Consider the following 25,545-nt stretch of genomic DNA (forward strand, 5'->3'; position numbering starts at 1 on the left):
CGGAACAATAAAGGAATATTTCCTAAATATAGAAAGGATGATGAGTATGAGCGAAAAAAGCTCAACGAAGAAAGCAAAAGGTTTCTCCAGGTTGTTAAACGGCGTAGAGAAAGTGGGGAATAAACTGCCCGATCCATTCATGTTGTTTGTTTACCTATCTGTCTTTACCATCATAGGTTCGTGGATCATTTCCCTTTTTGGAGTCACGACTACCCAGCCTGGCACTGGAGAAGAAATCGCCATTAAAAGTTTAGTTTCAGGAGAAGGTTTACAGTACATTCTTACTTCGATGCTCGAAAACTTCACTGGATTCAAGCCGCTCGGCCTCGTATTGGCTATGATGCTTGGTATTGGTCTAGCCAATAAAGTCGGTCTATTGGAGACAGCGATTAAGAGTACGATTTTGAAAGCACCGAAATCATTGATCACTTATGCCGTTATTTTCGTTGGTATTCTAGGTAACTTAGCTTCAGACGCTGCGTTCGTTATCGTCCCTCCACTTGCGGCGATGGTATTCTATACGCTTGGTCGTCACCCGCTAGCCGGACTTGCTGCCGGATTTGCCGGAGTAGGATCTGGTTTCACAGCAAACATCATCATTGCAGGAACCGATGCGTTACTTTCCGGTATTTCAACAGAAGTCATGGAAAGCCTGGACTCAAACATCGTCGTCACACCTGTCGATAACTGGTACTTCATGATTGCCTCTGTCGTTGTTCTATCCGTTACGGGGGCGTTGATCACAGAAAAAATCGTCGAACCCCGTCTAGGAAAATATGAAGGAGAAGGCGGAACGGAACTAGAGGAAAGCACGAAACTTGAAAAGCGTGGATTCAGAAATGCCGTGCTGGCGGCTCTTGGATTTATCGCACTCTTGATTTTTGCGATTGCCATTCCTGGTTCAGCTTTAAGAAACGAAGAAGGCGGAATCATTCCATCTCCATTTTTAAGCGGAATTGTCCCAATTATCCTATTATTCTTCATTACCATTGGTGTCGCCTATGGGGTTACGGTTAAGAAAATCACTTCCACACGTGATATCTCCGGCTACATGGGAGAAGCAATGAAAGAAATGTCCGGATTTATTGTTTTGATTTTCGCTGCCGCTCAATTCATCGCATACTTTGACTGGACAAACATCGGCACTTGGATTGCCGTGAGCGGAGCAAACTTCCTAGGTTCCATCAACATGACAGGCCTTCCTGTTGTCATCGGCTTTGTCTTCTTGACGGCGCTTATGAACATGTTCATCTTCAGTGGTTCTGCCCAGTGGGCCCTTGAAGCACCAATTTTCCTGAAGATGTTCTATCTATTAGACTATCACCCAGCGTTCATTCAAGCGGCTTATCGTATTGCCGATTCATCGACGAACATCATTACACCGATGAACCCTTACATCATCATCGTCCTTGCGTTTATGAAAGAATACGATAAGAAAGCTGGCCTTGGTACCTTAATTGCACTCATGCTGCCATACGCAGTGATCTTCTTGAGTGTCTGGATCGTTCTATTGCTAGCCTTTGCCCTCTTAGGAATCCCGTTTGGTCCTGGGGTAGGTATGTATATCAATTAAATCACCTTGTTAACATGAAAAGGGCTCCCGTTAAGGAGCCCTTTTTTGTATAGCAAAGAAAGATATACCTAAGGTTGGTCTAACACTTTTAATATAAGCCTCGGCATCTACTAAAAAAAGAACAGGATAGCATCGATATCTATCCTGTTCTTTTATGTTCTTAATTGAGAGATTTCATGTAGTGGGACAGGAGACCAGAGCTATTTGATTCTCATTCCCCCAAAATTCCTATTATCAAAGTTTAGCTTTGGCTATTCATAACCTTCACACAAACAGGTTCCGGAACATGAACATCCGCTTGAACGAGTGACAGCTTTCCTGTCTCTTTGTCTCTTTCAAACAAGGTCATCGTGTTTGACTTCTGGTTCGTCGCAATTAAGAATTCCTCAGTAGGATCCAGCACAAAATCACGCGGCCAATTTCCTTCCGTAGAAGTCCATTCTACAAACGTTAACTGACCCGTGTCTTGATCTACTTTATAGGAAGCAATGGAGTTATGTCCGCGATTTCCTGCATACACAAATTGTCCATCTGAAGAAATATGGATGGCACTTCCGTCATTGGTTTCGTTAAAACCATCCGGAATCGTTTTAATCGCTTGGTGTTCTGTAAAGCTACCATCTTTCTCGTCATAGTGAAGCACAAGGACTTCTGAACTCAGCTCGGTCATCACATAAGCGTATTTTTGATTCGGGTGGAACGTGATATGTCTAGGTCCACTTCCAGGAGCTGTGTTGAATACTTGGACTTGAGTTAAATCCCCTTGATTAGCGGCGTATGTGATGACGCGGTCACTTCCAAGGTCAATCGCGATCACATATTTTTCATCAGGCGTAAAACCTGCATAATGCATGTGTGGTTTCTCCTGTCGTTCATGTGGGCCTGTACCCGCGTGTTCAACTATAGCAGCTGCTGGATTCAGAGATCCATCTTCCTTTGTTAAGTAAGAGACAATATTCGTTGTATGATAATTCGCTGTTACCACCGTGTTGTTCTCGTGATCGACACTGACATGACATGGAGGAGATCCTGCAGCCGTTTGCGTGTTTAATTTCGTTAACTCTCCCGTTCCCTCTTGAATGGAAAAAGCCGTTACGCCGCCATTTTCTCCTTCTTTGGTCACCGCATATAGCTTCTTATGGTCGTCACTCACGGTTACGTATGTCGGGTTGCCCAGCTCAGCCGCTAATTTCACATCTTGCAATTCTTTGTTATCCGTATCCAGCGTAAATTGATAGACACCTTTACTATCCTTTTTTGTATAGGTTCCTACATATCCAACAAACTTTGTCATTAAGAAAACTCCTTTACATCGGTTGTAGTGGACGATCCTAACAGACCGCCGCTTCCTTTCATTATCTCATAAACGGCTTCGCTTCAAAATCACTGTCATCTCCCTCTTTTATATACCCGGATTCTCATCCCTTTAATGATACATCCATATCTTGTCATTCCAGTAACGGGAACGTATGATGAACATACAAAGGTTCAACTGAACAACCGGGGAGGTTAGGAACATGAGATATAAAAGGAAAGATTACTTCCGCTATGAGTTCAAAAAACCGCTCGAGGCTTTCTTCCGTATTCATAGAATAGGAAAAAAAGAGGTGCATACATCAAAAGGTGAAGCCCACATCATAGATATCAGCCCCCAGGGAATGAAGTTGAGCACAAACCTGGATCTTCCTCACCAGGATGGACACGAGGTCAAATTGTCCATCAGTTTCTACCTGAATAGCCAGCATTTCCTCCTACCTGGGACCATTGTTTGGAAGAAAAAAATTGCCCAGTTTAATTATGGGATTTATATGGACTTGGATGAAGCAGAAAGTAAAGCGCTGGTGGAAGCACTCAAATCCTACGCCAACAACCATGATCATGGGAATGAAATATAAACAACAATCATGAGAAACCTTCAAAAGACCGAATCATAACTAGGACGAAAAAAAGCGAAGGGCGAACGGACAACCGTTCCCCTTCGCTTTTTTTATTAGAGCAAACACATAACCCCCTCAGTTTTATCTCACTGATTAATTGTGTACAACTTTTGAACAAGAAATCGCTTACTTCTTATGTATATTATTCTTTTGTGAAAAACTTCACAAAAAACTATTGTATCTTCCGGTGAAATATTGCACAATAAGTATGTGAAATGATTCACAAACATAATTCGATTATTTGGAGGAATTCAAATGACTACAAACCGTGTAAACCGTGTCGCCTTAATCGGAGCTGGAGCTGTGGGAAGCAGCTATGCTTTTGCAATGTTGAACCAATCTGTGACGCAGGAATTCGTCATTATCGATTTGGATGAAAACAAAGCCATGGGAGATGCCATGGACCTGAATCACGGAAAAGTATTTGCTCCAAACCCAACAAAAACCTGGTACGGAAATTATGAAGATTGTAAAGATGCAGATATTGTTTGTCTATGTGCAGGCGCCAACCAAAAGCCCGGCGAAACTCGTTTAGACCTGGTGAAAAAGAACTTATCTATTTTTAAAACGATTGTGGATCAAGTGATGGCGAGTGGATTCAATGGCATTTTCCTCGTTGCAACGAACCCCGTGGACATTCTTACTTATGCTACATGGAAATTCAGTGGACTTCCGAAAGAACGTGTGATTGGAAGTGGAACAATCCTTGATTCCGGACGGTTCCGTTATTTGTTAGGTGAATATTTTGATGTCAACCCAACAAACGTTCACGCCAATATCATAGGAGAACATGGAGACACAGAACTCCCTGTATGGAGTCAAGCGACGATTGGTGGAGTACCGGTACTTGAACTGGTCCGCCGCCATGAACCTTATACTATGGGTGACCTTGAGGACATTTTCACAAATGTACGAGATGCTGCTTATCAGATCATTGAGAAAAAGGGCGCCACTTATTATGGCATAGCTATGGGTCTGACACGGATTACGAAAGCCATCCTTCGTAATGAAAACAGTGTGATGACCGTGAGTGCTTACTTGAATGGTGAGTACAATCTTCAAGATGTTTATATCGGTGTACCAGCCATCATCAATCGCCAGGGCATCCGTAATATCGTGGAGCTGAATTTAAGTGAAAAAGAGCAAACGCAGCTGGAATACAGCGCAGATGTACTCCAGAATATCCTGGCCGATCATTTCGAAGTGAAACCTACCTACTAGACTGTACAGAAAGAGTGATAACGGATGTGGTTACAACAATATGATCCATTTTCAAACGTATGGCTGAGCGCTTTGGTCGCTGCGCTGCCGATTATTTTCTTCTTTTTAGCCTTGACGCGTTTCCGGATGAAGGGCATTCTCGCTGCCCTTCTCACCCTTATCCTCAGCGTCTTGTCTTCTGTACTATTCTTTGACATGCCGATGGGAAATGCGATTGCTGCTTCTTTTCATGGAATCGCCAACGGGCTGTGGCCAATCGGTTACATCGTCATCATGGCCGTTTGGTTATACAAAATCGCGGTGCGCACTGGAAAATTCACGGTCATCCGTTCAAGTATAGCCAACATCTCTCAGGATCAGCGCCTGCAGCTTTTGCTCATCGGATTCAGCTTTAACGCCTTTTTGGAAGGTGCAGCCGGGTTCGGTGTCCCTATTGCCATCAGTGCCGCTCTCCTTGTCGAGTTAGGTTTCCGACCTTTGAAAGCCGCGGCGTTATGTTTGATTGCAAACGCAGCTTCAGGAGCATTTGGAGCCATTGGTATTCCTGTCATTGTTGGTGCACAGATGGGGAACCTCGAAACCATGGAATTGTCCCGCACTCTTGCTTACCTTTTACCTTTGATTTCTTTCATCATTCCTTTTTTACTCGTGTTCCTTCTTAATGGAAGAAAAGGTATCAAAGAAACATTGCCTGCCCTTTTCGTCGTGAGCGGAATTTACACAGGAGTGCAGATCTTTACCATCCTGTTCCTGGGCCCTGAGCTTGCCAACATTCTTGCCGCCCTTGCAAGTATGGCTGGACTAGCCTTGTTCTTACGGAAATGGCAGCCGAAAAACATTCACAGAGAAGAGAATGCTCCAGCTGTCCAGCAGGCGGAAACTTACAGGATCAAAGAAATCATTAAAGCCTGGTCTCCTTTTTATATTTTAACGGCTGTCATTACAGTTTGGAGCCTTCCTGCCTTTAAAGCCTTATTCAGTGAAGGCGGGTTACTGGCAAAAACAACACTCTTGATTCCCGTTCCTTTCTTACATGAGGAAATCCAGAAGGCACCGCCGATTTCACCTGAAATCGTTCCCTTAGATGCCATCTTCCAATTAAATTTACTATCTGCAACAGGAACGGCGATATTGGTTGCTGTTCTGCTTACCGGATGGTTCAGTTCCGCAATCACACTGCCGGAAGGAATGGATTCTCTAAGAACGACCATCCAGGAACTATGGATTCCTATCCTGACGATTTGCTTCGTCATGGGATTTGCCAATCTATCTAACTTTGCCGGCTTAAGCTCTTCTATTGGACTCGCATTAGCAAAAACCGGAGATTTATTTCCTCTTGTCAGCCCGGTCCTCGGCTGGCTGGGCGTGTTCATTACAGGATCTGTCGTCAGTAACAATGCTTTGTTCGGACATTTGCAAGTAGTGACAGCGAACCAGATTATGGCGAACCCAGCGCTCCTGCTTGCTGCGAACACCGCCGGCGGCGTCATGGCCAAACTGATTTCTCCACAGTCCATCGCGATTGCGACAGCGGCTGTTAAACAGACCGGCCAAGAATCTGCTCTATTTAAAATGACATTGAAATACAGTTTGTGGTTATTGGTCTGCGTCTGCCTCACTACCTTCGTATTATCTTTGTTTGGAATATAAGGTACGGCCGTGAAGTGTTCACTTTATTTAACAAACCTGACCTCCTATCGTTATGGGAGGTCAGGACAAAAAATGCCAGTGGGTCCAGCACTCTTAAACCCCCTTCCACAAAACTCCTAATGTCCGTTTATTAACATGTAAATCATTACCAAACATATATAATAATTACTAAACACTATTTAAATCGAACATTTAAATGTATACTCTTAATTAATGTTCGTTTTTTACTTGTATATTTAAAGCGTCTTTGTTATAGTTACACCACAACCAATTACATACCGTACTCGTATATTCTCAGTAATAAGGTCTGAGCGTTTCTACCTGGTTCCCATTGAAAGAACTGGACTACGAGTTGAAGCAAGTCCATCTGCACCTAAATGCAGTATTTTTAGTAATGTTATTCACCCTTGCTTTAACTTTTTGTAGTCTGGAAGGTAGACCGTTACTTTCCAGGCTTTTTTATTTGGAATCAACGATGTACAACTTGTGATTGAGTACTACATCAAGGGAGAGCTACTCATGAAAAACATTCGCAACCTCGCAATCTTACTATTCATCACTCTAACCTTTTCTTTTCTGGCAGGGTGCCAAAGTTCCACAGAGGGAGAAGCATCTGCTGAAGAAAACGACCAGCAGCCCATTCTCATCCAGGGCCCAATGCCCATTGAAGCCGAAAACTTCGCAGCAAAGCTTGAGGATGTAGAAGAAGAGACTTCCGGGAACTTCGTCTTTTATAAAGGGAAAGTCGATGGTTATCCTGTGATTGTCATGAAAACAGGAAAAGGTATGGAAAATACAGCTGCCGCTACGGCGATCGCTATAGAAAAATTCGATCCTGCTGCCATCATCAACCAGGGAACATCCGGTGGTCACGATCCTGACTTGCACGTGTTTGATATCGTACTCGGAGAAAGAACGGTCAACATCGGTTCCATGAAAACAGGACATCTGGAAGATGGAGAAGGCATCGCTCCGAAAGAATGGATCCCTATGGATCTAATGGCTTCAGAAGGAAGTGCCGGAGAAGACCCTGATGCTGAAAACATCCGTTATTTTGAAGGAGACAAAGAACTGCTGAAAGCTGCCAAAGCCGTCAAAGATACGCATGAAGAAGGAAAAGTCGTCGAAGGTACGATTGGTTCTGCAGACGTCTGGAACAATGAAGTCGACCGCATCCAGTGGTTCCATGAGAACTTCGGAACTTCTGTCGAGGAGATGGAAGGCGCTGCCGGTGCACAAATCGCCAAAGCCTACGATGTCCCTTACCTCGGCATTCGTACACTATCCAATAATAAAACGAATGGCGGAGAGTATAATCCGGACACAGCTGAAGCGAACCAGGACTATGTATATGAAGTTGTGAAAGAGTATATTTCTAAATAGTACGAACAAAATATAGTATTAAAACAAGCGGAGCATCCACGATTTAAGTGGATGCTTCGCTTTTCTGTAGTTTTTCAACTTCCCGGGTTAAGCCATTACGCAAAGGGCTGTCTATATTTCACATGGATGATCATGAACCACGGGTTTTCTCATACTGCTTTCCATATTCCTTCCTCATATGAAAGTAATGAACAAGCCGGATTGTCGGACGGATGAGCATTTGAATACTTCCGAGGACAAAAAGTGTCACACCCCAGTTTTTTAAAGGTTCGAAATAAAAAAAGATACTACCGATCAAAAACCATAGTCCAAGCAGTACGTCATTGATGGTATAAAGAATATCGTATGTTTTCTTAAAAAAGACATCATGTTTCCCTACATGAAGATCGATGTATTTCTGTTTATCTGACTTTTGGTTCGACATCCACACACCTCCTACTAAAACCCTTCCCTCTCCCTACATGTTTTATAACGGGAAACCCTGCATTTGTTCATTACACACAAATGTAAGCGCTTATATTTTGTTGTTTCAACGAACGTTTATAGATGAAAACGTGATAGGGTAGAACATGGACATTATAAAAGACCGCCCTACATAGACGGTTACAACAGGATTAGGAGGGTAATCATGCTAGAGATATTGAACCAGATTAATGATGTTCTATGGGGAACACCCAGTTTGGTCCTGTTATTCGGGACAGGGTTGTTTTTAACCATAATGTTAAAAGGGCTGCAGTTCAGTAAGCTGTTTTATGCCTTTAAACTCGCATTTACAAAAGAAGATAAAACCGAAACCTCCCAGGATTCCCAAGGGGATATCAGTAATTTCAAAACTTTAATGACAGCGCTATCAGCGACAATCGGAAACGGAAATATCGCAGGTGTCGCTACTGCCTTAACTCTTGGTGGACCCGGGGCGATTTTCTGGATGTGGATTGTCGGCTTGTTAGGAATGGCGACCAAATACTCTGAAGCCCTTCTTGCGATGAAATATCGAGTAAAAAATGAAAACGGAGAATATTCCGGTGGCCCGATGTACTATGTAGAACGCGGGATCGGCAAGAAGTGGAAATGGCTTGCGGTCGCATTCGCGTTATTCGGTGCCTTCGCTGCTTTAGGAATCGGAAACAGTGTGCAGTCCAATACCATCTCAGATGTTATGACGGAAAGCTTCCACATTAATGGCTGGTTTACCGGAGCTGTGCTCGCGATCTTGACGGGGGTGATTATTTTCGGCGGCATCCAGAGGATCAGTACAGTGGCCGGATTTTTTGTTCCGATCATGGCTTTTCTGTATATTGGTGGTGCTCTATTCATCATCATCGCCAATTACGAAGCGATCGTCCCTGCTTTTGAAATGATCTTCCAATACGCATTCAGCCCGGTTTCCGCGGCTGGTGGATTCGCTGGTGTTGTCGTCATGGAAGCCGTCAGAAGTGGTGTATCACGAGGGATTTTCTCAAACGAAGCTGGTTTAGGTACAGCCGCATTGATTGCCGGTAACGCCAAAACCGATCACCCAGTAAAACAAGCGCTCGTTGCCATGACAGGTACATTCATCGTGACGATCGTCGTTTGTACTATGACCGGACTTGTCCTGATCATGACTGGGTTCTGGGATCCATCCGGTGGAGCGATCTCAGGTGTTCAACATGCGACTGGCCTTGACGGTGGTGCGCTGACAAGTGCAGCATTCGGACATGCGTTAGGAACCGTAGGCGAATACATCGTCGCCTTTTCCGTCATCTTCTTCGGCTTTTCAACGATTGTCGGCTGGTACATGTACGGAGAGAAATGTTTCGAATATCTATTAGGCTTGCGCTACATCGTCCCCTATCGTTTCATATACATCACTGCAACCTTTATGGGTGCCGTCATGCAGCTTGACCTTGTATGGGCGTTTGCGAATATGGCGAATGCTTTGATGATGATTCCGAACTTAATCGCTTTATTGCTTCTTTATAAAGTGATCGTGAATGAAACGAACAGTTACTTTAATGATTATATTCATCAGCATTCTTACACGCGTTCGAAAGCGAGCTAATATCTTGCTAAAACAACCTGTCTCCGGGCAGGTTGTTCTTTTATTTGGACGAGATAGACTAAACTATGGATCACTGTCATCATGCTTCTTCTTTCTTATTCAACGGAGGAGTGAGTGCTTCTCTATAAATAGAAAGATCACTGCCCCCGGCCCCTTTCATATATAATTCCATCTTTTTTGAGTCCAGGGTCAACTCTTCCCTATAAAAATGTACCTTCCCTAAAACATCCACCACTTCTAAAAGCAGATCCGCGTTCGATTTCATCTCTGTCCTTAGCCCAGCAATGCTGTAAAACAGAAGTAAGTCCGCCCTATTCTTTGGTTTTTCTATTATTTTTCTGATCTGCAGCAATTCAGGTCGTTGAAAGGGAGAACCTAAGTACCCTAAATCACTGAACCTTTTGAGGACATGCAAGTTGTTGGATGAACAGTAATCGAACAACATTTTATCCTGGTGGATAATGCGCTGGACTGGAGCCCATGAGTTTCCAAAATTCATAGACTTCCTGTAATAGCAGAAAACACTTTTCATTATTCTCCACATCCCAAATAAGCATATTTAATAGAACACAAAAAAGCATACGCATCCAATAATCTGGATTCATATGCTAGTATGGCCTCATTAACCTGTAGCGTATTCACTTCAAACGGGGTTCATTGGAACCTATGTCTTTCTGAGATCCCCCTCTTATCAACCCGTATATTTTATCTCGTTAGAATATGGTCCTTCCCCTCTGTATAAATACATTACAAAGCAAACATAATAGATGCTTTAATCATTTCCTTGTGCTTTAACAATAAACTCCTAATGAATGTTAAACTGCTAAAAGACCAGCAGAAGAGGTGTGTATATGAAAAAATACATATTAGGTACCCTTTTAGTTATAGCTTCACTAGGTTTGTCATCCATATTCTTCTTAAATGAGGGTGCGGGAGAAGGACAACAGGTAGGGGTAGATGAGAAGTGGTTAGTGCCTGAAGGTTTTAGTGGATGCGCGGTTATCCGCTATAATGTTGAGGGTGCGGACCCTCTCACAATTAACGAAAACAACGAATTCGTTTATGAAGTTCCTAGAGATCGAGTAATTGAGACATCCTCACCTCAGGATTACGGATGGGTCAACGAAGACCACGCAGGACCCTTCCAAATTTCTGCCTATTATGTGGATGAAGACGGAAAGATCACCGAGGAAATCCCACGGGAAGACATCGGGCCAGGTTCTAACGGTACATTTGTAGATGCCGATGGCACTGAATATCATCATGCTACCCAATATTTTAATGCGGATCGAAGTCCATTCACAAAGTGCCCAAAGATTGCACAGTAGAACGTAACCAATATGAAGAAGCAAAGGCAATTACCTCTGCTTCTTTATATTGTGTACTCAGGTTACTTTGACGTGCTCGTTTTGTTCATAAACTTCAATAAATCTGTCAACAACGTACTGAACGTAGACAAATGCTCCTGAATGCGACCTGGGAATTCCTCTTCAATAAAAGCCAGCGTATCTTTCTCTGTATGCCATATTTCCCCGTGTTTTACAGTCTGCTGATAACCGTCTAAATCTCCAATCTCCCAATTGGTCGCTTCCAGGTAACCATAAGGAATACCCTTCGCCTTAAACGGGGCGTGGTCGCTCCAATCCCCTGTCGTACCCGCTGGGTAATAAGGATTCAAACCCGGGTTGGTTTCCACATCTAATTTTTTCTTATCTGCTATATCCAAAGCCTGATCACGGATGAATCCATCTTCTCCAGCATTGCCATACACATACATTTGATCACCTGCAGCCAGACTGTCTAAGTTAATCATTCCAATCGTATTTTTGATCTCTTTCTCCGTCATCTGATCGGCATAATACTTAGACCCTTGTAATCCCACTTCTTCCGCACCAAAAGCTATATATACGATGGAATACGGTGTTTTTATGTTCTTTAACACTTCTGCTGTTTCTAACAGGACGCCTACACCTGACGCATTATCATCCACTCCAACTCCAGATGAGACGGAATCATAGTGAGCACCGACAATGATCTGTTTTGTGGATTTTCCTTCTTTGTAAGCCACCACATTAGACGAATCCTTCGTACCAGAATAGTTAAACTCCTGAACATCGGTCTCTAAACCCATCCGTTCAAATTGCCCCTGAATATAGCGAGCCGCTTCTCTTTCATTGTCTGTCCCCGCTACTCTTGGACCAATTTCATCAGCCAGGTACTGCATATGTTCATAAGCCATGGCCCCGTCCTTATGTACGAGTGAAGGATGGTAGGTAACTGGATCGGCCGATACACTCCCTACGAATGGAAGCAACCCAAAGACGAACGTCATCAAGAGAAGTGAAATTTTCTTTTTCATTGCAAAACTCCTTTAACCAAATTGGTTTATTTTGTCATATATTAATAGATGATCAGTGATAAAGGAATAGATTCGACAAAAACACAGAAAACTTTCATGAACGTATGTCGCTAGATCACCAAAAAAAGAGCGCAATATCCCATCATGGATACCACGCTCAACTCATCTATTATTCTCGTATTGGAGGATAAACATAGAGTTTGTAAAAGTAACTCGCCCGCCTTCTGATTCTTTATTTTACTTGTTCAAGCAACTCCTCAGAAACCGTCTCATCAATGGCTCCCGTACCACCTAATAAGGTGAAGTGGCGCACACCTAGCATTTTTGCTGCATCAGTAATAGAGTCATCTACTCTAGTAAGAGGAACCAGCAGGAACGTGCTATCCGTTTTCGCTGCAAGGACGGAACCTGTAAGAGCATCAGCAAAGTCAGCACCAGTGGCAAAGAACGCTTTGTCAGCTGGATTGAGCATAGTTGCAACCTCTGCAGATGTTTCGTAACGGTTTTTCCCACTATAGCGAACAGCATCCGGGAGTTGATCAAGAACACCATCAGAAACAACGATGCTTCCGCCAACGACTATACTTGATTGAAAGTCGGATAAAGCTGTCTCAGTAACTTCAGGAAGTTCATTTGGACGGGTTAATAAAATGGGATAACCTTTCTCCGCTGCATGAGAAGCGATGGATAGAGCATCCGGGAAGTTCAACCCGTTTGCGACAACCGCTTTCGATGGCGTTCCATCCAAAACAGCTGCAATGTAGGCGGCTGTCTCAAAGCGGTCTTTTCCGCCAATCCTCTCTGTTTCAAGACCCAAGCCTTTCAGTTGGTCCTCCACGTATGGGGTTACTGCCCCTTCTTCTCCCAGAATAACTGCCTTTTTCGCATCTAATCTATGAATCTCTTCTTTCACAGTTGAAGGAAGCGTAGAACCCGTTAGTAAGATCGGTGCATCCAACTTATAGGCTAGTGGCGCTCCTGCAAGCGCGTCAGGGAAGTCGTCTCCACGAGCGATGATGACAGTTTCGGCACTCTCCCAACCATGAGCGGATATTTCCACTGCGGTTTCGTATCGGTCCATGCCTGCAATCCGTTCAGATGAGATTGGGATGATCGTTTTAATCGTTTGCCAGAACTCTTCCGCAATCCTCCTATACCCTTCTTGTCCAGGATGGACGTTCTCTGGATTCGGCAGAAATGCTGGATAGTTCTCAGCTATGGCATCGAATGTCGGAACATAACTGCTCCCCGACTGTATAGCAATCGTCTCAATAACCTGGTTTAAAGACTTCATCAGCTGTACAAAAGCTGCTTGCTGATCGGCAGGATAAGCATAAAAAGGGTTGTAATACCCCATTACAACGACCTTGGCTTCAGGATTCAAGGTATGTATCGCACCCATAATCCCAATATAATTATCCTTCACGACTTCAAACTTATCTTTAACAAATTCAGGATCCTGCAAATCCTCGGGGTTATTTCTAAGCACACCGAGAAAGTCGTTGGCTCCTACGCTTAAAGTAATAAGGTCTGCGTTACTAACTGCAGCTTGAGTCTCTGTATCGTTTTGCAGCTGTGTCAATAAACCTTCGGATGTTAAACCCGGCACTGCGAACTCTTTGGTAAATGACCCTAGCCGATAAAGGTTCTCTAAATCCTCCGCAACGAAATCAGCATAGCCTAAACCTGGCGTATTATCCGATTGAATACCAAAAGCTAATGAGTCTCCAAGCGCGACATAGTCCCAATCTTTTGCAGAATGATCGTTTTCTTCTGCAAAAACGAACGACGGAGCTAACATTATGAAAACGAGTGACAGAATAGCAAATAACTTTACCTTATTCCTCCACATAACTCTTTGATCCAACATGTCCCCTCCTTTTTGTGTTCTTTAACAAACACGAACAAAACCCAATATAGAACACTACCTTATATAATTAGACCTTTTCTTATTTATTCCTGCAAAACTCCTTTGATCCAGCCCCAAATCTTTGCTCAAGTAATGACCAAATTAAGAAAGCGGGAAAACACAAAGGTTCTTGATAGGCTGAGTTCATGCCCAGCCCCTTCAACACAACCTATGGCAATCCTGAAACCACAGTATTTGGTGGATTACCAAGCAGGCAAAGGGGTATAGGTTTACACACATGTTTCAAGACAAAACTTATTAGGATGTGTGAATATGGATAAACGTTCTCTAAAGGAAAAGCTGAAATGGTACCTCCCTCTTCTATCCTTTGTCTCATTTGCGGTGATTTTATGGTTTGCCTTTTTTAAAGTGGAAGATAAAACGTGGAGTTTTGTCACATTGATGATTGCTTTCATAGTCCTGATCCCGGCTAAAATAGATATAAGGAAAGCAATGAGAAGAAATAAAGAAAAGTGAGAAGGCTCATTTAAGCCTTGCTACTTTAACAAGAAGAGTTAAGAGGAAGCATCTCGATGTATTCAAGGGAGAGTAATTCTTTCTCCTATCTCCAGAGAAGAGCTACGACGCACAGGTCGATAAGCTAGTTTTTCACTAAAAAAAGTTAAGAAAAGGAACAGGTGCTTTCATTTAAAAAAAGCAATCATCAAAATAAGACTTCCATGGATATGAAAGCCTTATTCCTTCGATACATATCAAAAGTAAACGTAAACAGTTTCTAAACATTCAAAGGCGTTACAACAAGCACCATACTTTCACTGTACTTCCTGCACTCATCGCTCTTCTCTTTTATTTCGTGCTTCTTTCAGAACATGCAATGCTTCATTGTAGTGATAGTTAATTTCTGCTTTTGATTTTGCTTTTTTCATTTTTTCTACGTGCATTTGGAATTTCAGAATAGCATCATCAAGCTTTTTATTTCCAGTCCGTCGAAAAGGAATTAAATCCCCCATATCACTCTCTCCCATCGTATTGGCTTACCTTCTACAATACGAATCGATATGGAAAAGGTGTGGATGCGGGCAATTGTACTAGGGAGATGGAGATATGGTGACAAATACAAGTGTTAAGTCCTGGGATTTCAAACGGGACAGGCACTCAACTTTATTCTACTAACTTATAAGGATAAAGGTTTCTATACCCTCAAGGAAGATTACGGTTTTCCCCCACCCTCCGTAGGTGAGATAATAAAGACATTTAATAGAAAAGGAGGGAATGCCTATAATGTCTAAGTTATTACGAACAACTATGTTTAGAAAACTACTTAGCAGCTTATTTGTTTTCTTATCTATACATGTGTACTTAGTCTTTGTATTCCTCTTATTTGGCGAGTCCCAGGGCATCCATGATTATGTGTTTGGATTTTTTTGGATCGGTATCCCATCTATATTTATATATGCTCCCGTATGGTCATTACTAAGTGATCACCTCGCTTCCCTAGTTACAAAAGAAACCAAAATCTCTGTCAGACATCGAAGTTATTCCCTTTCCTTTCACTTATTAGGTGGGATCGTCGTTCTATTTTTTATCAGTCGGGTTTTCACCATATTTTCAATCATTGCTGCTTTCCTGTTCTGGGTTTTCGATTCATACTTATTAGAAACGATAAAAAGACGTAATCAGCATAAGCAGTGAGATTCCATAAAAAGAACCTGGTAACAATGGTCCACCGTTGTTACCAGGCTTTTTTCTTGCACGAACCGTCTGTGATCAGCATCTTATTTATGAGAAAACTAGAAATGGAAAAACTATGAGAGGTTCGAACTAAATCCATATAAATACGCGACCAACTTATTAAATTCCTCATCAGAGGAACACTCAATCTGCAAATCAATAAAGGTCATCACAATTTCTTCGTCCTCAAACGGAAAATGGCTGCTATCTACATTGGTTAAGATCTGCCGTTTGGATAATCCCTTTTGTAGTAATACATCTACGGCCTGTTTCATTGAAGATACTTCTGCCATTTGTATGCCCCCTCAACTTAGTAGTCTTGTTTAAATCCACCTAATCATGCCTTTCGATTAAAAAAACAGGAAAGACCTGAGGAAACCAAGAATTATATATTCTTGTATATATTATTTACTACGTCTTTCTTCTAAATTCCTGCTTTTCATGCCGAAATATAAACGCTCTACCAAGATTAAACAGAGATGTCCCAATCTCACTTTGCGATTCTTTAAATCTATCAGACACGTAGACCAATGAGTCGATATATGTCATAAAAAATAGATAGCTTTACTTCGAAGACTGATTTATAATCCTTTTAGTGAACTCGAATGGAAGGTGATGATCCCGTTAAAATCAGCGGTTGTACTGTTGCTTAAGTCCTATTGAAGTTAAAAGTAAAGGGGAAAATGAAACGAGTGAAAAAATTTGTCGGTTTTACAGTTGCTGCTCTATTAACGTCTACCTTATTGACCACACCTGTCCTTGCCACAAGCGAAACACCTTTTAAAAGTCTGGAAGATTTCAAGAAACAAAAGCAGGTTCCGAATGCCCAGGAAATTAAACTGCTTGGCTATAACCAATGGGGAGAATTTGAAGAGGAAGAGCCGAATAATACCATGGCCCAGGCCAATCACATAACAACTGAGGATCTCGCCGTTGGCACATTCACAAAGAGTGATAAAGATTATTACAAGATTGAAATCAATGGAGATGAAGAAGTGGATCTGTCTGTATCTCTTTTCTCTATGAATGAAGATGAAACCAACATGCAGCTGAATGTAAATGTTTATAACTCCACCGGTGAAGAAATGGATAGCTACTTTGAAGGTAGCGACGAGTATGGATATGGGGGTGGATTTTATCTGGACCCGGGCGTCTACTACTTTGAGGCTTCTGATTTAGCTGACTTGAATAATGGGGAAACATACATGTTTAGTCCTCTTGTTCTCGAAGATGAACCATATATTGACCGTATCGCCGGTGAAGACCGCTACCATACAGCGGCAGCTATTGCTGTACGTAGAAGTGCTGGGTATCCAAGCGACCATATCATCCTTGCAACGGGAGCTGACTTCCCTGATGCGCTTGCAGGGGCGCCGCTTGCGTTCTACTATGATGCTCCCATTCTTTTGACCAGGAAAAACTCTCTTCCGCAGATTACAAAGTCAACGATTGAGGTGTTAGGCGCCAAGCATGTCACGATCCTTGGTGGCACAGGTGCCATTTCCAAAGATGTTGAAAACTCACTTGTGAAATTAGGACTGGATGTCGAAAGGATTTCAGGAGCTGACCGGTACGAAACCGCAACAGCCATTGCCGAAGTGCTTCCAGCTAGTGATGGAGCCGTGGTCGCGTACGGAAGAAACTTCCCTGACGCGCTTTCCATCGCACCGGTAGCCGCAAGCAACATGATGCCGATCCTTTTAACAGAAAAAAGTAAACTCCCGGATGCTACGAAACAAGCCATCAATGATTACGACTTCACCTATGTCGTAGGTGGTGAAGGAGTGATCGATCAAAAAGTATTCTCTCAACTTCCAGATCCAGAACGGATATCCGGGAAAAACAGATATAGCACATCGATCGCAATCGCTGAGTACTTCGAACTGGAACCGACGTTTGTGAATATCGCGACTGGAGTGGATTTCGCAGACGCTCTTGCAGGAGCCACTTATACGTATGGTGAACCGTTATTGTTGACTCCTACCAATTACCTTTCGCCTGAGGTGAAAGATTATTTTGTTAAGAACGAAACCTTCTACTTCACTATTCTTGGTGGCACGGCAGCTGTCAGTGAGAATGTGGAGGATGAGATTCTGGAGCTATTTGAATAGGTTTCTACTACTCTACTATTCCATGGTCAGCCTTAACAAAATGCAAAGTCAGAGCATTAAGTAAGAACAGATTAAACACCACCAAGTAGTCAATCAGGCTTGGTGGTGTTTTTCTACAAATTATCCTAGAAAACTCCAAAAATGCCTTATCGTTTGGTTAATCACTTACTAAAAACGGAACCTCAAGGGAAAGATTATGGAAACACCCTTGACTCTTTAATTGCCGGGGATCATTACAATTTCTACCACACTCAAATAAAATAAATTTTCACACTTTTCTCTAAAATGCATTGACACATACCCTTTCCCTTGCTAACATGGCACTTAACCAAATAACGAAAGAACATCTTATCCAGAGAGGTGGAGGGACTGGCCCTGTGAAGCCCGGCAACCGCTATTAATATAGCATGGTGCCAAATCCTACTGAGTGAACGCTCAGGAAGATAAGAGATTTACATAATCTCTAGCCTCTCTATCAATGATAGAGAGGTTTTATATTTTCCAACTGAATACATATTTCTTATCCAGAGAGGCAGAGGGACTGGCCCGTTGACGCCCGGCAACCATCAAGCAGCCGCTTGAAAAGGTGCTAATTCCTGCAGGAGATGATCCTGGAAGATAAGAAGAGCCAAGAGCCCTCTTCTTATTTTTGTGAAGAGGGCTCTTTCTATTTTACAAAAAGGAGTGTCTACATAGATGAAACCCGTACTTTTAGATGGCATTCGTACCCCGTTCGGAAAATGGAAAGGGGCTTTGAAAAAGAAATCCGCAGCAGAACTTGGATCACATGCGCTAAACGCTCTAATTGAGAGAAATCCGATAGCCAAACAGGCAGATGGTGCGCTACTTGCCCAAGTGATCCAGGCTGGGGGCGGCCAAAATCCTGCCAGGCAAGTCGCTTATAAGGCGGGGGTGGAGATCAATACACCTGCCATCACATTGAACAATGTCTGCTTAGGAGGAATCGCTACGATTGCGGATGCCTCCCGTAGACTGCAGTTGAACGAAGGAGAATTATACATCGTCGGTGGTTTCGATTCGATGACTAACGCTCCTCATACCGCTCCTGTACGTGCTTCTTCAGGACTCGGTCATAGCATACTGAAAGACACCTTACTGAACGATGGTTTGTGGTGCGCCTTAAGCGATGTGTCGATGGGAGCTCTTACCGATGAGAAAAACCGCTCCTTTGAAATTAGTCGAGGGGAACAAGATGAGTATGCGGCCCTTTCCCAGCAACGAGCATCAAACGCTCAGGAAAAAGGCTGGCTGCAGCCAGAAATCACTCCTTTCTCAGGATTGCTTGAAGAAGATGAAGGTATCCGCAAAGGAACGACAGTTGAAAAGTTATCGAACCTCTCCCCTGCCTTTTCCAACGAAGGCACGATTACGGCAGGCAATGCGTCTCAAATGACGGACGGGGCGAGCGTTGGGATCGTTACCACGAAAGAGAAAGCAGAATCACTCGGACAGGATACGCTCGCAGAAATCATCGATTGGTCCGAGATTGCCGGACCAGATCCGAGTTTACAGACGAAACCATCGCAAGCGATTCAAGAACTATTAGACAGACACCAATTGACAACTGACGATATCGATCTGTTTGAAATCAATGAAGCTTTCGCCAGTGTGGTGATTGCCAGCTGCCGGGATCTTGGCATCGATTATGACCGCGTCAACGTCAACGGTGGCGCGATCGCTCTTGGTCACCCATTAGGCGGCACAGGGTTTCGACTCGTTTTGACCCTTGCCCATGAACTGAAACGTCGCGGCGGTGGAAAAGGCATCGCGTCCCTTTGTGGCGGTGGCGGACAGGGCATGGCCCTATTGATTGAAGTTCCTCATACATAATTCGAAAGGAGACATATCCAATGAATACATCAATTACCGCTCAGCGCTCCCCTTATCTTTGGGAACCATCGAGCGAAAGAATAGAACAATCGCATATCAAAGCTTTTGCTGAATCTACCGGCCAGCCGCTCTTTCCATATGAACGGTTCCACCGCTGGTCCGTTTCCCACCTTTCTGAATTTTGGTCAGCCGTTTGGGATTATGCAGGAATTATCGGAGATAAAGGCGACCGTGTTTTTGTCCCTGGCCCTTCGATGCCGGATAGTACATGGTTTCCGGAAGCACGATTGAACTTCGCTGAAAATCTGCTGCGCGGTTCTCTTGATCGAACCGTTGCCTATGAAGCGAATGAGGAAGGTGTTCAACGAAGCATCACTTTACATGAGCTAAGGCAATCCGTCGCCAAAGCACAGGAAGGATTGAAGCGATTAGGTGTACAGGAAGGCGATTGTGTCGCCGGGGTCACGACGAACGATATCCAGGGATTGGTGGCATTGCTTGCGACGACCTCACTCGGGGCGACATGGACCTCCTGTTCCCCTGACTTCGGGACGAAAGGAATCGTCGACCGCATTGGTCAGGTTAAACCGAAAGTATTGATTGCTCCTCTCTCCTATCAATATAAACAGAAGCCGTTCCAAATCGAGGACAAAATCAAGCAGACGACGGAACATCTGGAAGGACTATCCGCACTCGTCACTTTCGAAGGGAAAACGGATATTGAAGGGATTGAATCTCTTTCATGGAACGAGCTATGCAACAATGAAGCACAAGAGCCGACGTTCGAACCCGTTCCTTTTAATCACCCTTTATATATTTTATATACATCTGGAACAACGGGACTGCCGAAAGCGATCGTCCATTCGGTCGGTGGGACGCTTCTGCAACATGTGAAAGAGCATCAGCTCCATTGCGATGTCCAGCAAAATGACGTGTTGTTCTGGTACACCAATACCGCTTGGATGATGTATCCATGGCTCGTTTCAGGGTTGGCCAGTGAAGCGGCCATTCTATTGTATGACGGCTCTCCCGTAAGGCAGGATTCCCTAACCCATTTGTGGGACATTGCGGATGAAGTCGGCATCACGCATTTCGGCACAAGCCCTAAGTACCTCGATACATTGATGAAAGCAGGGGTCGACCTGAAAAGCAGTCATTCCCTCGACTCTTTGAAAAGTCTGCTATCCTGCGGGGCTCCCTTAGCGTCTGAGCAATACAACTGGATCTACCAAACCATCAAACAGGATTTGTTCCTTGCCTCCATTTCAGGCGGTACAGAAATCATCGGTTGCTTTGTGATGGGCTCTCCCGTTCACCCTCTGAAGCAAGGTGAAATTGCTTGCAAAGCGTTAGGAATGGCGGTCGATGTATTGGATGAGCGAGGAGCATCAGTCTATGAAGAAAAAGGCGACCTTGTTTGTACGAAGCCATTCCCAAGCATGCCGCTCACTTTCTTCGGTGAAGGTGGAGAGGAACGTTACCGGAAGAGCTACTTTTCCAAACGACCAGGGATCTGGACACACGGGGACTTAGCGGAACAGACCATTGACCAATCGTTCATCATTTATGGACGTGCCGATACGACCTTGAATCCGGGGGGCATCCGCATCGGAACGGCAGAAATTTACGGTGTTGTCGATCATATCAAAGAAATTAAAGACAGCGTCGTATTCGGAGCACCCAAAGACCATGATGAAGAAATCGTACTCTGTGTCATCACGGAACAACTGACGGAAGACTTAGCAAAAGAAATACGGAGTCAGATCCGCACGAAAGCTTCTCCTCGTCATGTACCGAAGCGGATTTATCAAGTGGAGGAAATCCCTCATACCATTAATGGAAAAAGAGTCGAAGGAGCAGCGAAAACAGCCGCTTTAGGAGAAGAAGTGAAAAACGAAGCGTCCTTACGTAATCCATCAAGCTTACAAGCATTTCGTCAGCTTTCAGAAAGGGAGTTCGTGTAATGGCCAGCCAAATTCAAGGAGCGATCACCGGAATCGGTGAGCTGAAGCCCGTCCGTTATTCAGAAGGAAAAACCACTTTAAGTTTAATTGCAGAATCCGTCCGCCTCGCCATTCAGGATGCCGGCATCTCAAAGGAAGAAATTGATGGCCTCCTCGTCGGTCCACAAGTCGGGGAAACGCCGCAACATGTGCCGGCGACGGTTTCTGAGTATCTAGGAATCGATCCCACGATGTCTAATACGGTTGATCTCGGCGGAGCGACCGGCCCGGGGATGATCTGGAGAGCAGCCGCAGCCATCCAGGCCGGCATGTGCGAAACCGTCGTCTGTGTATTAGCTAACAAAAATGAAAAAGGCGAAACACTAAGGTCTCCGAACCGTAATCCAATCCGCGAGTTTGATGTGCCCTTCGGTGCCTCGGGAGCGAATACCTCCTATGCCCTCTTAAAAAGACAGCACATGGAAGAACACGGATCCACCCAGGAAGACTTTGCAAGGATCGCCTTCTGGCACAGGAAAAATGCCCAGTTAAACCCGGATGCGATTTTCTATGGAAAACCCGTGGAAGTCGAAGATATTCTCGCCTCTCCTTTGATCGCTGATCCGCTTCACCTGCTTGAAATCGTCATGCCTGTCGCCGGTGGTTCAGCCGTCGTCGTCACATCTGCGGAAAAAGCAGCACAAGGGAATCATAAACCGGTCTATCTGAAAGGAGCTGGTGAAAAAATCACCCACCGGGCGGTAAGCCAAGCACCAGGCATAGACGCCTTGCCATTTAGCTATTCGATCCCAAGGGCGCTTGAACAAGCCCGGACCAACGTGGAGGACATCGACCTTTTCTCCCTGTATGACTGTTATACAAGTGTCGTGGCTACCACCATTGAAAGTACTGGCCTCTGTAAGCCAGGTGAGTTCGGAGAATTTGTCAAAAACCATAACTTCGGTCATGACGGTGATTATCCATTGAACACGCATGGTGGCCAGTTAGGGTTCGGCCAAGCAGACTTGGCAGGTGGCATGTCACATGTCGTTGAGGCCGTCCATCAATTGAGAGGCGAAGCTGGAAACCGTCAAATACCAGATGCGAGAAAAGCCCTTGTGACGGGGAACGGAGCCACATTAAGCGAAACGACAGCCCTTGTGTTAGGAGGAGAACGATGAGCCAACAACCAAACATTTCTTTACCAGGTCCGACGATCACACCAATTAGTCAGCCTTTTTGGGAAAGCATCCAATCCGGACACCTCAGCCTTCAGCAATGTGACAAATGTGAGCAGTGGATTTTCTACCCTCGTGAACACTGTCCCCACTGTTTTAATGATTCGTTAACATGGAAAAAAGCGTCCGGACGAGGAAGGCTGAAAACATGGAGCGTGATTCATCGTGCGGGACATCCCGCCTGGCAGGAACATACACCCTATGTGGTTGGCCTGGTCGCTCTTGAAGAAGGACCTTCTCTATTGACGCATGTACTGGTAGAAGAAACCGCTTTAACCCATAACCTGAAAGTCGAAATGGAAATCAGTGAAATCGAGCCACACCCATTGCCATTCTTCAAAAAACAGGAGGAAACGATATGATCCTTACTTATTTCATAGCTGTTGCTTTGTTCTGGTTACTCGGACTATTGATATGGAAGAATTTTTACACGACGAAGAAAGGAGAACGATAAACGATGCTTACAAGTTCCAGTGTACTACTATGGACCGTCATCCTTTTATTAGCTGTATACTTTGCCGCTGTAACGTGGGTGGGTAAAAAAGGGCGGGCTCACAGCCAGTCGATGGCCGGCTTTGCTACGGCCCGAGGAAAAGTGAGCCCCTGGCTAGTCGGAGCAAGTTTCGCCACCTCCTACGCCAGTGCCAACCTGTTCATCGGAGTCCCAGGCCTCGCCTACGAACACGGAACCGCCGTGCTCTGGTACACCCTTGGCTGCTTTGGCGTTTCCTGGGTCGGACTTCTTCTGTTCGCCAAAACGTTCTGGCGTTACGGGAAGAAATTCGGTCATGTGTCGACACTTCCAGAGTGGCTTGGAAAACGTTATAACTCTAAAGCACTGCAAGCGATTGTCTCTTTACTGATCTTATTCAATGTCTATTATATTGTCGGACAAAATGTCGGACTTGCAACCATTTTTGAAACCGTGATCGGGATCCCCTACTTCTGGGGCATCATCATCGGGGTAGCCATCACGATTCTTTACATCGGTCTTGGCGGAGCCTTCGCACAAATCATCACGGACGGCATCCAGGGAATTCTTATGGCGATCACTTCGATCTTCATCGTCGTTTCCTTTTTCTGGACCATCGGTGGAGGATGGAACGTCTTCGGTGTGCTGACCGACCGTCTGCATAGCATCGATCCGAACCTGACCGCTGCCATTGCCGACGGCGGTCCTTATAACAGTGCACTCGCCATCATGGCTGTACAGTTCCTTCTATTTAGTTTCGTATTGATGCCACACCTGTTGAACAAGGTGCTGTCGATTGAAAAAGAGGAAGACCTGGCTCCATTTACCTTATCCGCAGGGCTCGTGCTATGCGTCATTTCAACTCTGATGGTCCTAGGTGGACTCGCCGCCCGCGTCCTTTTCCCAAGCTTGCAAAGTGCTGATGCAGCTATTCCGACCTATGTCATTGAGGCTTTCCCGAGTGTCATTGCAGCCATCATGATCGTCGGAATCATCTCTGCGATTTTATCCAGTACAGACAGCCTGTACTTAGGAATCACGACTAGTATCGGAAACGACTTGTACCGTGTTGTCGCACCGTTCCTGACATCAAGAAAGATGTCAGCAAAAGAGTTGGATAACAAATCGTTGAAAGTCGCGAAAGGATCACTGATTTTCGTCGGACTTCTGTCTCTCTACTTCTCGTTAGAACGCCCAGAGTCGTTGGCCTTCCTGATCCAATTCAGTTTTTCCGCGATCATTTCCGGAATCATCGCACCGATTACGCTCGGGTATTTCTGGAACCGTGCGAATCATTATGGCGCTATCGCAGCTGTCGTTACAGGGGCTTCCTTGTATGTCACCTTTACGTCTCTTAGCTTAATCGGAAATATCTTTATAGCGATGTTCTTTAGTGCAGCTGCGGCCTTTGTCATCATGGGCATTGTGAGTGTACTGACTGCTAAAGCGAAGGAAGAGAAGTTGGTATTGGAGAAGTCTAGTTAACCAAACACCGGATTACTTTACCATCCTATTTTTTCAAAACCATAAGTTGCTAACACCAAAGATCAAATTCTTTGGTGTTACGCACTTATGCAATCTAAAGCATCATGGACTCACTTTATTTCCCTTTGATACTTCCAGAATGGGATGATACAAATCTTCCATCGTGTGTTCCGACGAGCATTCAATGGTTTCAGTGCGGTCACCTGCCGTTATACGACGTGTATAAATCCCTTCAAAAATCTTCTCAAACGGTCTTGGAAATGACTTTTGCAAATCTCACCTGCAAAAAGTTCCTTGAAATCCTGATAGTACGCTACCCGTTTCTGGAGGACAGATCGATTGCCTTTCACCGTCATTAATTTACCTTGAATAGCTAGATGGTAAAATAGATGAACGCGTGGATAGTAAATCTGATCATTCTTCTCCGTCACTTTTTCTGTCTGTATTTCAAACCGTTAATTCAACTCCCAGCAGTGCTTCCGCTGCAGGTGCCTATCCCTTTTCGTCACCGTTACGTTCTCTTGATCTATAAAATCCAGGAAAGCTTGAGTCCAGTGCAATTTCCATTGGCAGATTCGAGGGATAAATTCATTACAAATGCCCCCTTCTTCATATATATCCTTTCTTTCCTATACCCTTCAGTTCTCCATCCTTATTACATAAAAATCCTATAATAA

22 protein-coding genes and 3 riboswitches are annotated in these 25,545 nt (G+C 44.3%); of the genes, 15 read left to right on the plus strand and 7 right to left on the minus strand.

The genetic code is table 11. The features are described from left to right. Window positions 1-46 precede the first annotated feature (46 nt). Window positions 47-1,573: an AbgT family transporter gene (locus J0K78_RS12175; protein WP_206947328.1), complete on the plus strand. Its 1,527-nt coding sequence runs from the start codon at window positions 47-49 to the stop codon at window positions 1,571-1,573. A 241-nt stretch (window positions 1,574-1,814) separates the two neighbouring features. Here J0K78_RS12175 and J0K78_RS12180 read toward each other — a convergent pair whose 3' ends face one another. Beyond that, window positions 1,815-2,867 (minus strand): lactonase family protein, encoded by a 1,053-nt coding sequence (locus tag J0K78_RS12180; RefSeq protein ID WP_206947329.1) that lies wholly within the window; start codon window positions 2,865-2,867, stop codon window positions 1,815-1,817. Window positions 2,868-3,090: 223 nt separating this feature from the next. Here J0K78_RS12180 and J0K78_RS12185 point away from each other — a divergent pair, with 223 nt between their 5' ends. The 4 genes from J0K78_RS12185 to J0K78_RS12200 all read left to right on the plus strand — a co-directional run bounded on the left by J0K78_RS12185 (window position 3,091) and on the right by J0K78_RS12200 (window position 7,764). Next, window positions 3,091-3,468, plus strand: a complete 378-nt coding sequence (locus J0K78_RS12185; protein ID WP_206947330.1) for a PilZ domain-containing protein — start codon at window positions 3,091-3,093, stop codon at window positions 3,466-3,468. A gap of 297 nt (window positions 3,469-3,765) precedes the next feature. Further along, window positions 3,766-4,731 carry an L-lactate dehydrogenase gene (locus J0K78_RS12190; RefSeq protein WP_206947331.1) on the plus strand — a complete coding sequence of 322 codons (966 nt, stop codon included), beginning with the start codon at window positions 3,766-3,768 and terminating at the stop codon, window positions 4,729-4,731. A 24-nt stretch (window positions 4,732-4,755) separates the two neighbouring features. Then, the gene (locus tag J0K78_RS12195; RefSeq protein WP_206947332.1) at window positions 4,756-6,381 is read left to right on the plus strand and encodes an L-lactate permease; all 1,626 of its coding nucleotides are present in this window, start codon (window positions 4,756-4,758) and stop codon (window positions 6,379-6,381) included. A 264-nt stretch (window positions 6,382-6,645) separates the two neighbouring features. After that, a riboswitch (purine riboswitch) is annotated at window positions 6,646-6,749 on the plus strand. Between the two features lie 151 nt (window positions 6,750-6,900). Beyond that, window positions 6,901-7,764 carry a 5'-methylthioadenosine/S-adenosylhomocysteine nucleosidase gene (locus J0K78_RS12200; RefSeq protein WP_206947333.1) on the plus strand — a complete coding sequence of 288 codons (864 nt, stop codon included), beginning with the start codon at window positions 6,901-6,903 and terminating at the stop codon, window positions 7,762-7,764. Between the two features lie 130 nt (window positions 7,765-7,894). On the opposite strand, the gene J0K78_RS12205 is transcribed toward J0K78_RS12200, so the two are convergent. Next, on the minus strand, window positions 7,895-8,188 hold the full coding sequence (locus tag J0K78_RS12205; RefSeq protein WP_206947334.1) for a YrhK family protein: 294 nt from the start codon (window positions 8,186-8,188) through the stop codon (window positions 7,895-7,897). A gap of 204 nt (window positions 8,189-8,392) precedes the next feature. On the opposite strand from J0K78_RS12205, the gene J0K78_RS12210 reads away from it, so the two are divergent. Further along, on the plus strand, window positions 8,393-9,808 hold the full coding sequence (locus J0K78_RS12210) for an alanine/glycine:cation symporter family protein (RefSeq protein ID WP_206947335.1): 1,416 nt from the start codon (window positions 8,393-8,395) through the stop codon (window positions 9,806-9,808). Between the two features lie 79 nt (window positions 9,809-9,887). On the opposite strand, the gene J0K78_RS12215 is transcribed toward J0K78_RS12210, so the two are convergent. Continuing rightward, on the minus strand, window positions 9,888-10,340 hold the full coding sequence (locus J0K78_RS12215) for a serine integrase family protein (protein WP_206947336.1): 453 nt from the start codon (window positions 10,338-10,340) through the stop codon (window positions 9,888-9,890). Window positions 10,341-10,659: 319 nt separating this feature from the next. Between J0K78_RS12215 and J0K78_RS12220 the strand changes: the two genes are divergently transcribed. Further along, the gene (locus tag J0K78_RS12220; RefSeq protein WP_206947337.1) at window positions 10,660-11,136 is read left to right on the plus strand and encodes a DUF6843 domain-containing protein; all 477 of its coding nucleotides are present in this window, start codon (window positions 10,660-10,662) and stop codon (window positions 11,134-11,136) included. 62 nt (window positions 11,137-11,198) lie between these two features. Here the strand turns inward: J0K78_RS12220 and J0K78_RS12225 are convergent, their stop codons facing one another. Both J0K78_RS12225 and J0K78_RS12230 read right to left on the minus strand, forming a co-directional pair. Next, window positions 11,199-12,167, minus strand: a complete 969-nt coding sequence (locus J0K78_RS12225; RefSeq protein WP_206947338.1) for a M20/M25/M40 family metallo-hydrolase — start codon at window positions 12,165-12,167, stop codon at window positions 11,199-11,201. A gap of 232 nt (window positions 12,168-12,399) precedes the next feature. Then, complete coding sequence (locus J0K78_RS12230; protein ID WP_206947339.1) at window positions 12,400-14,034, minus strand: cell wall-binding repeat-containing protein; 1,635 nt, start codon at window positions 14,032-14,034, stop codon at window positions 12,400-12,402. A gap of 315 nt (window positions 14,035-14,349) precedes the next feature. Here J0K78_RS12230 and J0K78_RS12235 point away from each other — a divergent pair, with 315 nt between their 5' ends. After that, window positions 14,350-14,553 carry a hypothetical protein gene (locus J0K78_RS12235; protein WP_206947340.1) on the plus strand — a complete coding sequence of 68 codons (204 nt, stop codon included), beginning with the start codon at window positions 14,350-14,352 and terminating at the stop codon, window positions 14,551-14,553. Between the two features lie 314 nt (window positions 14,554-14,867). Here J0K78_RS12235 and J0K78_RS12240 read toward each other — a convergent pair whose 3' ends face one another. Continuing rightward, window positions 14,868-15,047 (minus strand): hypothetical protein, encoded by a 180-nt coding sequence (locus J0K78_RS12240; protein WP_160911222.1) that lies wholly within the window; start codon window positions 15,045-15,047, stop codon window positions 14,868-14,870. Between the two features lie 271 nt (window positions 15,048-15,318). On the opposite strand from J0K78_RS12240, the gene J0K78_RS12245 reads away from it, so the two are divergent. Then, window positions 15,319-15,729 carry a hypothetical protein gene (locus J0K78_RS12245; protein WP_206947341.1) on the plus strand — a complete coding sequence of 137 codons (411 nt, stop codon included), beginning with the start codon at window positions 15,319-15,321 and terminating at the stop codon, window positions 15,727-15,729. A 113-nt stretch (window positions 15,730-15,842) separates the two neighbouring features. Here J0K78_RS12245 and J0K78_RS12250 read toward each other — a convergent pair whose 3' ends face one another. Then, window positions 15,843-16,061, minus strand: a complete 219-nt coding sequence (locus tag J0K78_RS12250; RefSeq protein ID WP_206947342.1) for a hypothetical protein — start codon at window positions 16,059-16,061, stop codon at window positions 15,843-15,845. Between the two features lie 390 nt (window positions 16,062-16,451). Between J0K78_RS12250 and J0K78_RS12255 the strand changes: the two genes are divergently transcribed. The 6 genes from J0K78_RS12255 to J0K78_RS12280 all read left to right on the plus strand — a co-directional run bounded on the left by J0K78_RS12255 (window position 16,452) and on the right by J0K78_RS12280 (window position 24,868). Further along, window positions 16,452-17,879: a cell wall-binding repeat-containing protein gene (locus J0K78_RS12255; RefSeq protein ID WP_206947343.1), complete on the plus strand. Its 1,428-nt coding sequence runs from the start codon at window positions 16,452-16,454 to the stop codon at window positions 17,877-17,879. 345 nt (window positions 17,880-18,224) lie between these two features. Beyond that, window positions 18,225-18,329: riboswitch (SAM riboswitch) on the plus strand. A 67-nt stretch (window positions 18,330-18,396) separates the two neighbouring features. Next, a riboswitch (SAM riboswitch) is annotated at window positions 18,397-18,504 on the plus strand. Between the two features lie 71 nt (window positions 18,505-18,575). Then, entirely contained in the window at window positions 18,576-19,730 is a 1,155-nt protein-coding gene (locus tag J0K78_RS12260; RefSeq protein WP_206947344.1) for a thiolase family protein, read from the plus strand. 20 nt (window positions 19,731-19,750) lie between these two features. Further along, window positions 19,751-21,694 (plus strand): acetoacetate--CoA ligase, encoded by a 1,944-nt coding sequence (locus J0K78_RS12265; RefSeq protein WP_206947345.1) that lies wholly within the window; start codon window positions 19,751-19,753, stop codon window positions 21,692-21,694. Beyond that, window positions 21,694-22,854, plus strand: coding sequence for a thiolase family protein (locus J0K78_RS12270; RefSeq protein WP_206947346.1), 1,161 nt, complete (start codon window positions 21,694-21,696; stop codon window positions 22,852-22,854). Before J0K78_RS12265 ends, J0K78_RS12270 begins: the two co-directional genes overlap by 1 nt. Further along, on the plus strand, window positions 22,851-23,273 hold the full coding sequence (locus J0K78_RS12275) for a Zn-ribbon domain-containing OB-fold protein (protein ID WP_206947347.1): 423 nt from the start codon (window positions 22,851-22,853) through the stop codon (window positions 23,271-23,273). Before J0K78_RS12270 ends, J0K78_RS12275 begins: the two co-directional genes overlap by 4 nt. Before the next feature lie 95 nt (window positions 23,274-23,368). Further along, window positions 23,369-24,868 carry a sodium:solute symporter family protein gene (locus tag J0K78_RS12280; protein ID WP_206947348.1) on the plus strand — a complete coding sequence of 500 codons (1,500 nt, stop codon included), beginning with the start codon at window positions 23,369-23,371 and terminating at the stop codon, window positions 24,866-24,868. The last annotated feature ends 677 nt before the right edge of the window (window positions 24,869-25,545 follow it).

Source organism: Halobacillus sp. GSS1, assembly GCF_017307035.1.
Taxonomy (GTDB): domain Bacteria; phylum Bacillota; class Bacilli; order Bacillales; family Halobacillaceae; genus Halobacillus; species Halobacillus litoralis.

Coding starts and splice junctions, on each gene's coding strand:
- J0K78_RS12215 (WP_206947336.1), bottom strand. CDS start 10,340: ATGAAAAGTGTTTTCTGCTATTACAGGAAGTCTATGAATTTTGGAAAC.
- J0K78_RS12210 (WP_206947335.1), top strand. CDS start 8,393: ATGCTAGAGATATTGAACCAGATTAATGATGTTCTATGGGGAACACCC.
- J0K78_RS12220 (WP_206947337.1), top strand. CDS start 10,660: ATGAAAAAATACATATTAGGTACCCTTTTAGTTATAGCTTCACTAGGT.
- J0K78_RS12240 (WP_160911222.1), bottom strand. CDS start 15,047: ATGGGGGATTTAATTCCTTTTCGACGGACTGGAAATAAAAAGCTTGAT.
- J0K78_RS12260 (WP_206947344.1), top strand. CDS start 18,576: ATGAAACCCGTACTTTTAGATGGCATTCGTACCCCGTTCGGAAAATGG.
- J0K78_RS12190 (WP_206947331.1), top strand. CDS start 3,766: ATGACTACAAACCGTGTAAACCGTGTCGCCTTAATCGGAGCTGGAGCT.
- J0K78_RS12235 (WP_206947340.1), top strand. CDS start 14,350: ATGGATAAACGTTCTCTAAAGGAAAAGCTGAAATGGTACCTCCCTCTT.
- J0K78_RS12270 (WP_206947346.1), top strand. CDS start 21,694: ATGGCCAGCCAAATTCAAGGAGCGATCACCGGAATCGGTGAGCTGAAG.
- J0K78_RS12275 (WP_206947347.1), top strand. CDS start 22,851: ATGAGCCAACAACCAAACATTTCTTTACCAGGTCCGACGATCACACCA.
- J0K78_RS12175 (WP_206947328.1), top strand. CDS start 47: ATGAGCGAAAAAAGCTCAACGAAGAAAGCAAAAGGTTTCTCCAGGTTG.
- J0K78_RS12250 (WP_206947342.1), bottom strand. CDS start 16,061: ATGGCAGAAGTATCTTCAATGAAACAGGCCGTAGATGTATTACTACAA.
- J0K78_RS12245 (WP_206947341.1), top strand. CDS start 15,319: ATGTCTAAGTTATTACGAACAACTATGTTTAGAAAACTACTTAGCAGC.
- J0K78_RS12195 (WP_206947332.1), top strand. CDS start 4,756: ATGTGGTTACAACAATATGATCCATTTTCAAACGTATGGCTGAGCGCT.
- J0K78_RS12225 (WP_206947338.1), bottom strand. CDS start 12,167: ATGAAAAAGAAAATTTCACTTCTCTTGATGACGTTCGTCTTTGGGTTG.
- J0K78_RS12280 (WP_206947348.1), top strand. CDS start 23,369: ATGCTTACAAGTTCCAGTGTACTACTATGGACCGTCATCCTTTTATTA.
- J0K78_RS12200 (WP_206947333.1), top strand. CDS start 6,901: ATGAAAAACATTCGCAACCTCGCAATCTTACTATTCATCACTCTAACC.
- J0K78_RS12205 (WP_206947334.1), bottom strand. CDS start 8,188: ATGTCGAACCAAAAGTCAGATAAACAGAAATACATCGATCTTCATGTA.
- J0K78_RS12185 (WP_206947330.1), top strand. CDS start 3,091: ATGAGATATAAAAGGAAAGATTACTTCCGCTATGAGTTCAAAAAACCG.
- J0K78_RS12180 (WP_206947329.1), bottom strand. CDS start 2,867: ATGACAAAGTTTGTTGGATATGTAGGAACCTATACAAAAAAGGATAGT.
- J0K78_RS12265 (WP_206947345.1), top strand. CDS start 19,751: ATGAATACATCAATTACCGCTCAGCGCTCCCCTTATCTTTGGGAACCA.
- J0K78_RS12255 (WP_206947343.1), top strand. CDS start 16,452: ATGAAACGAGTGAAAAAATTTGTCGGTTTTACAGTTGCTGCTCTATTA.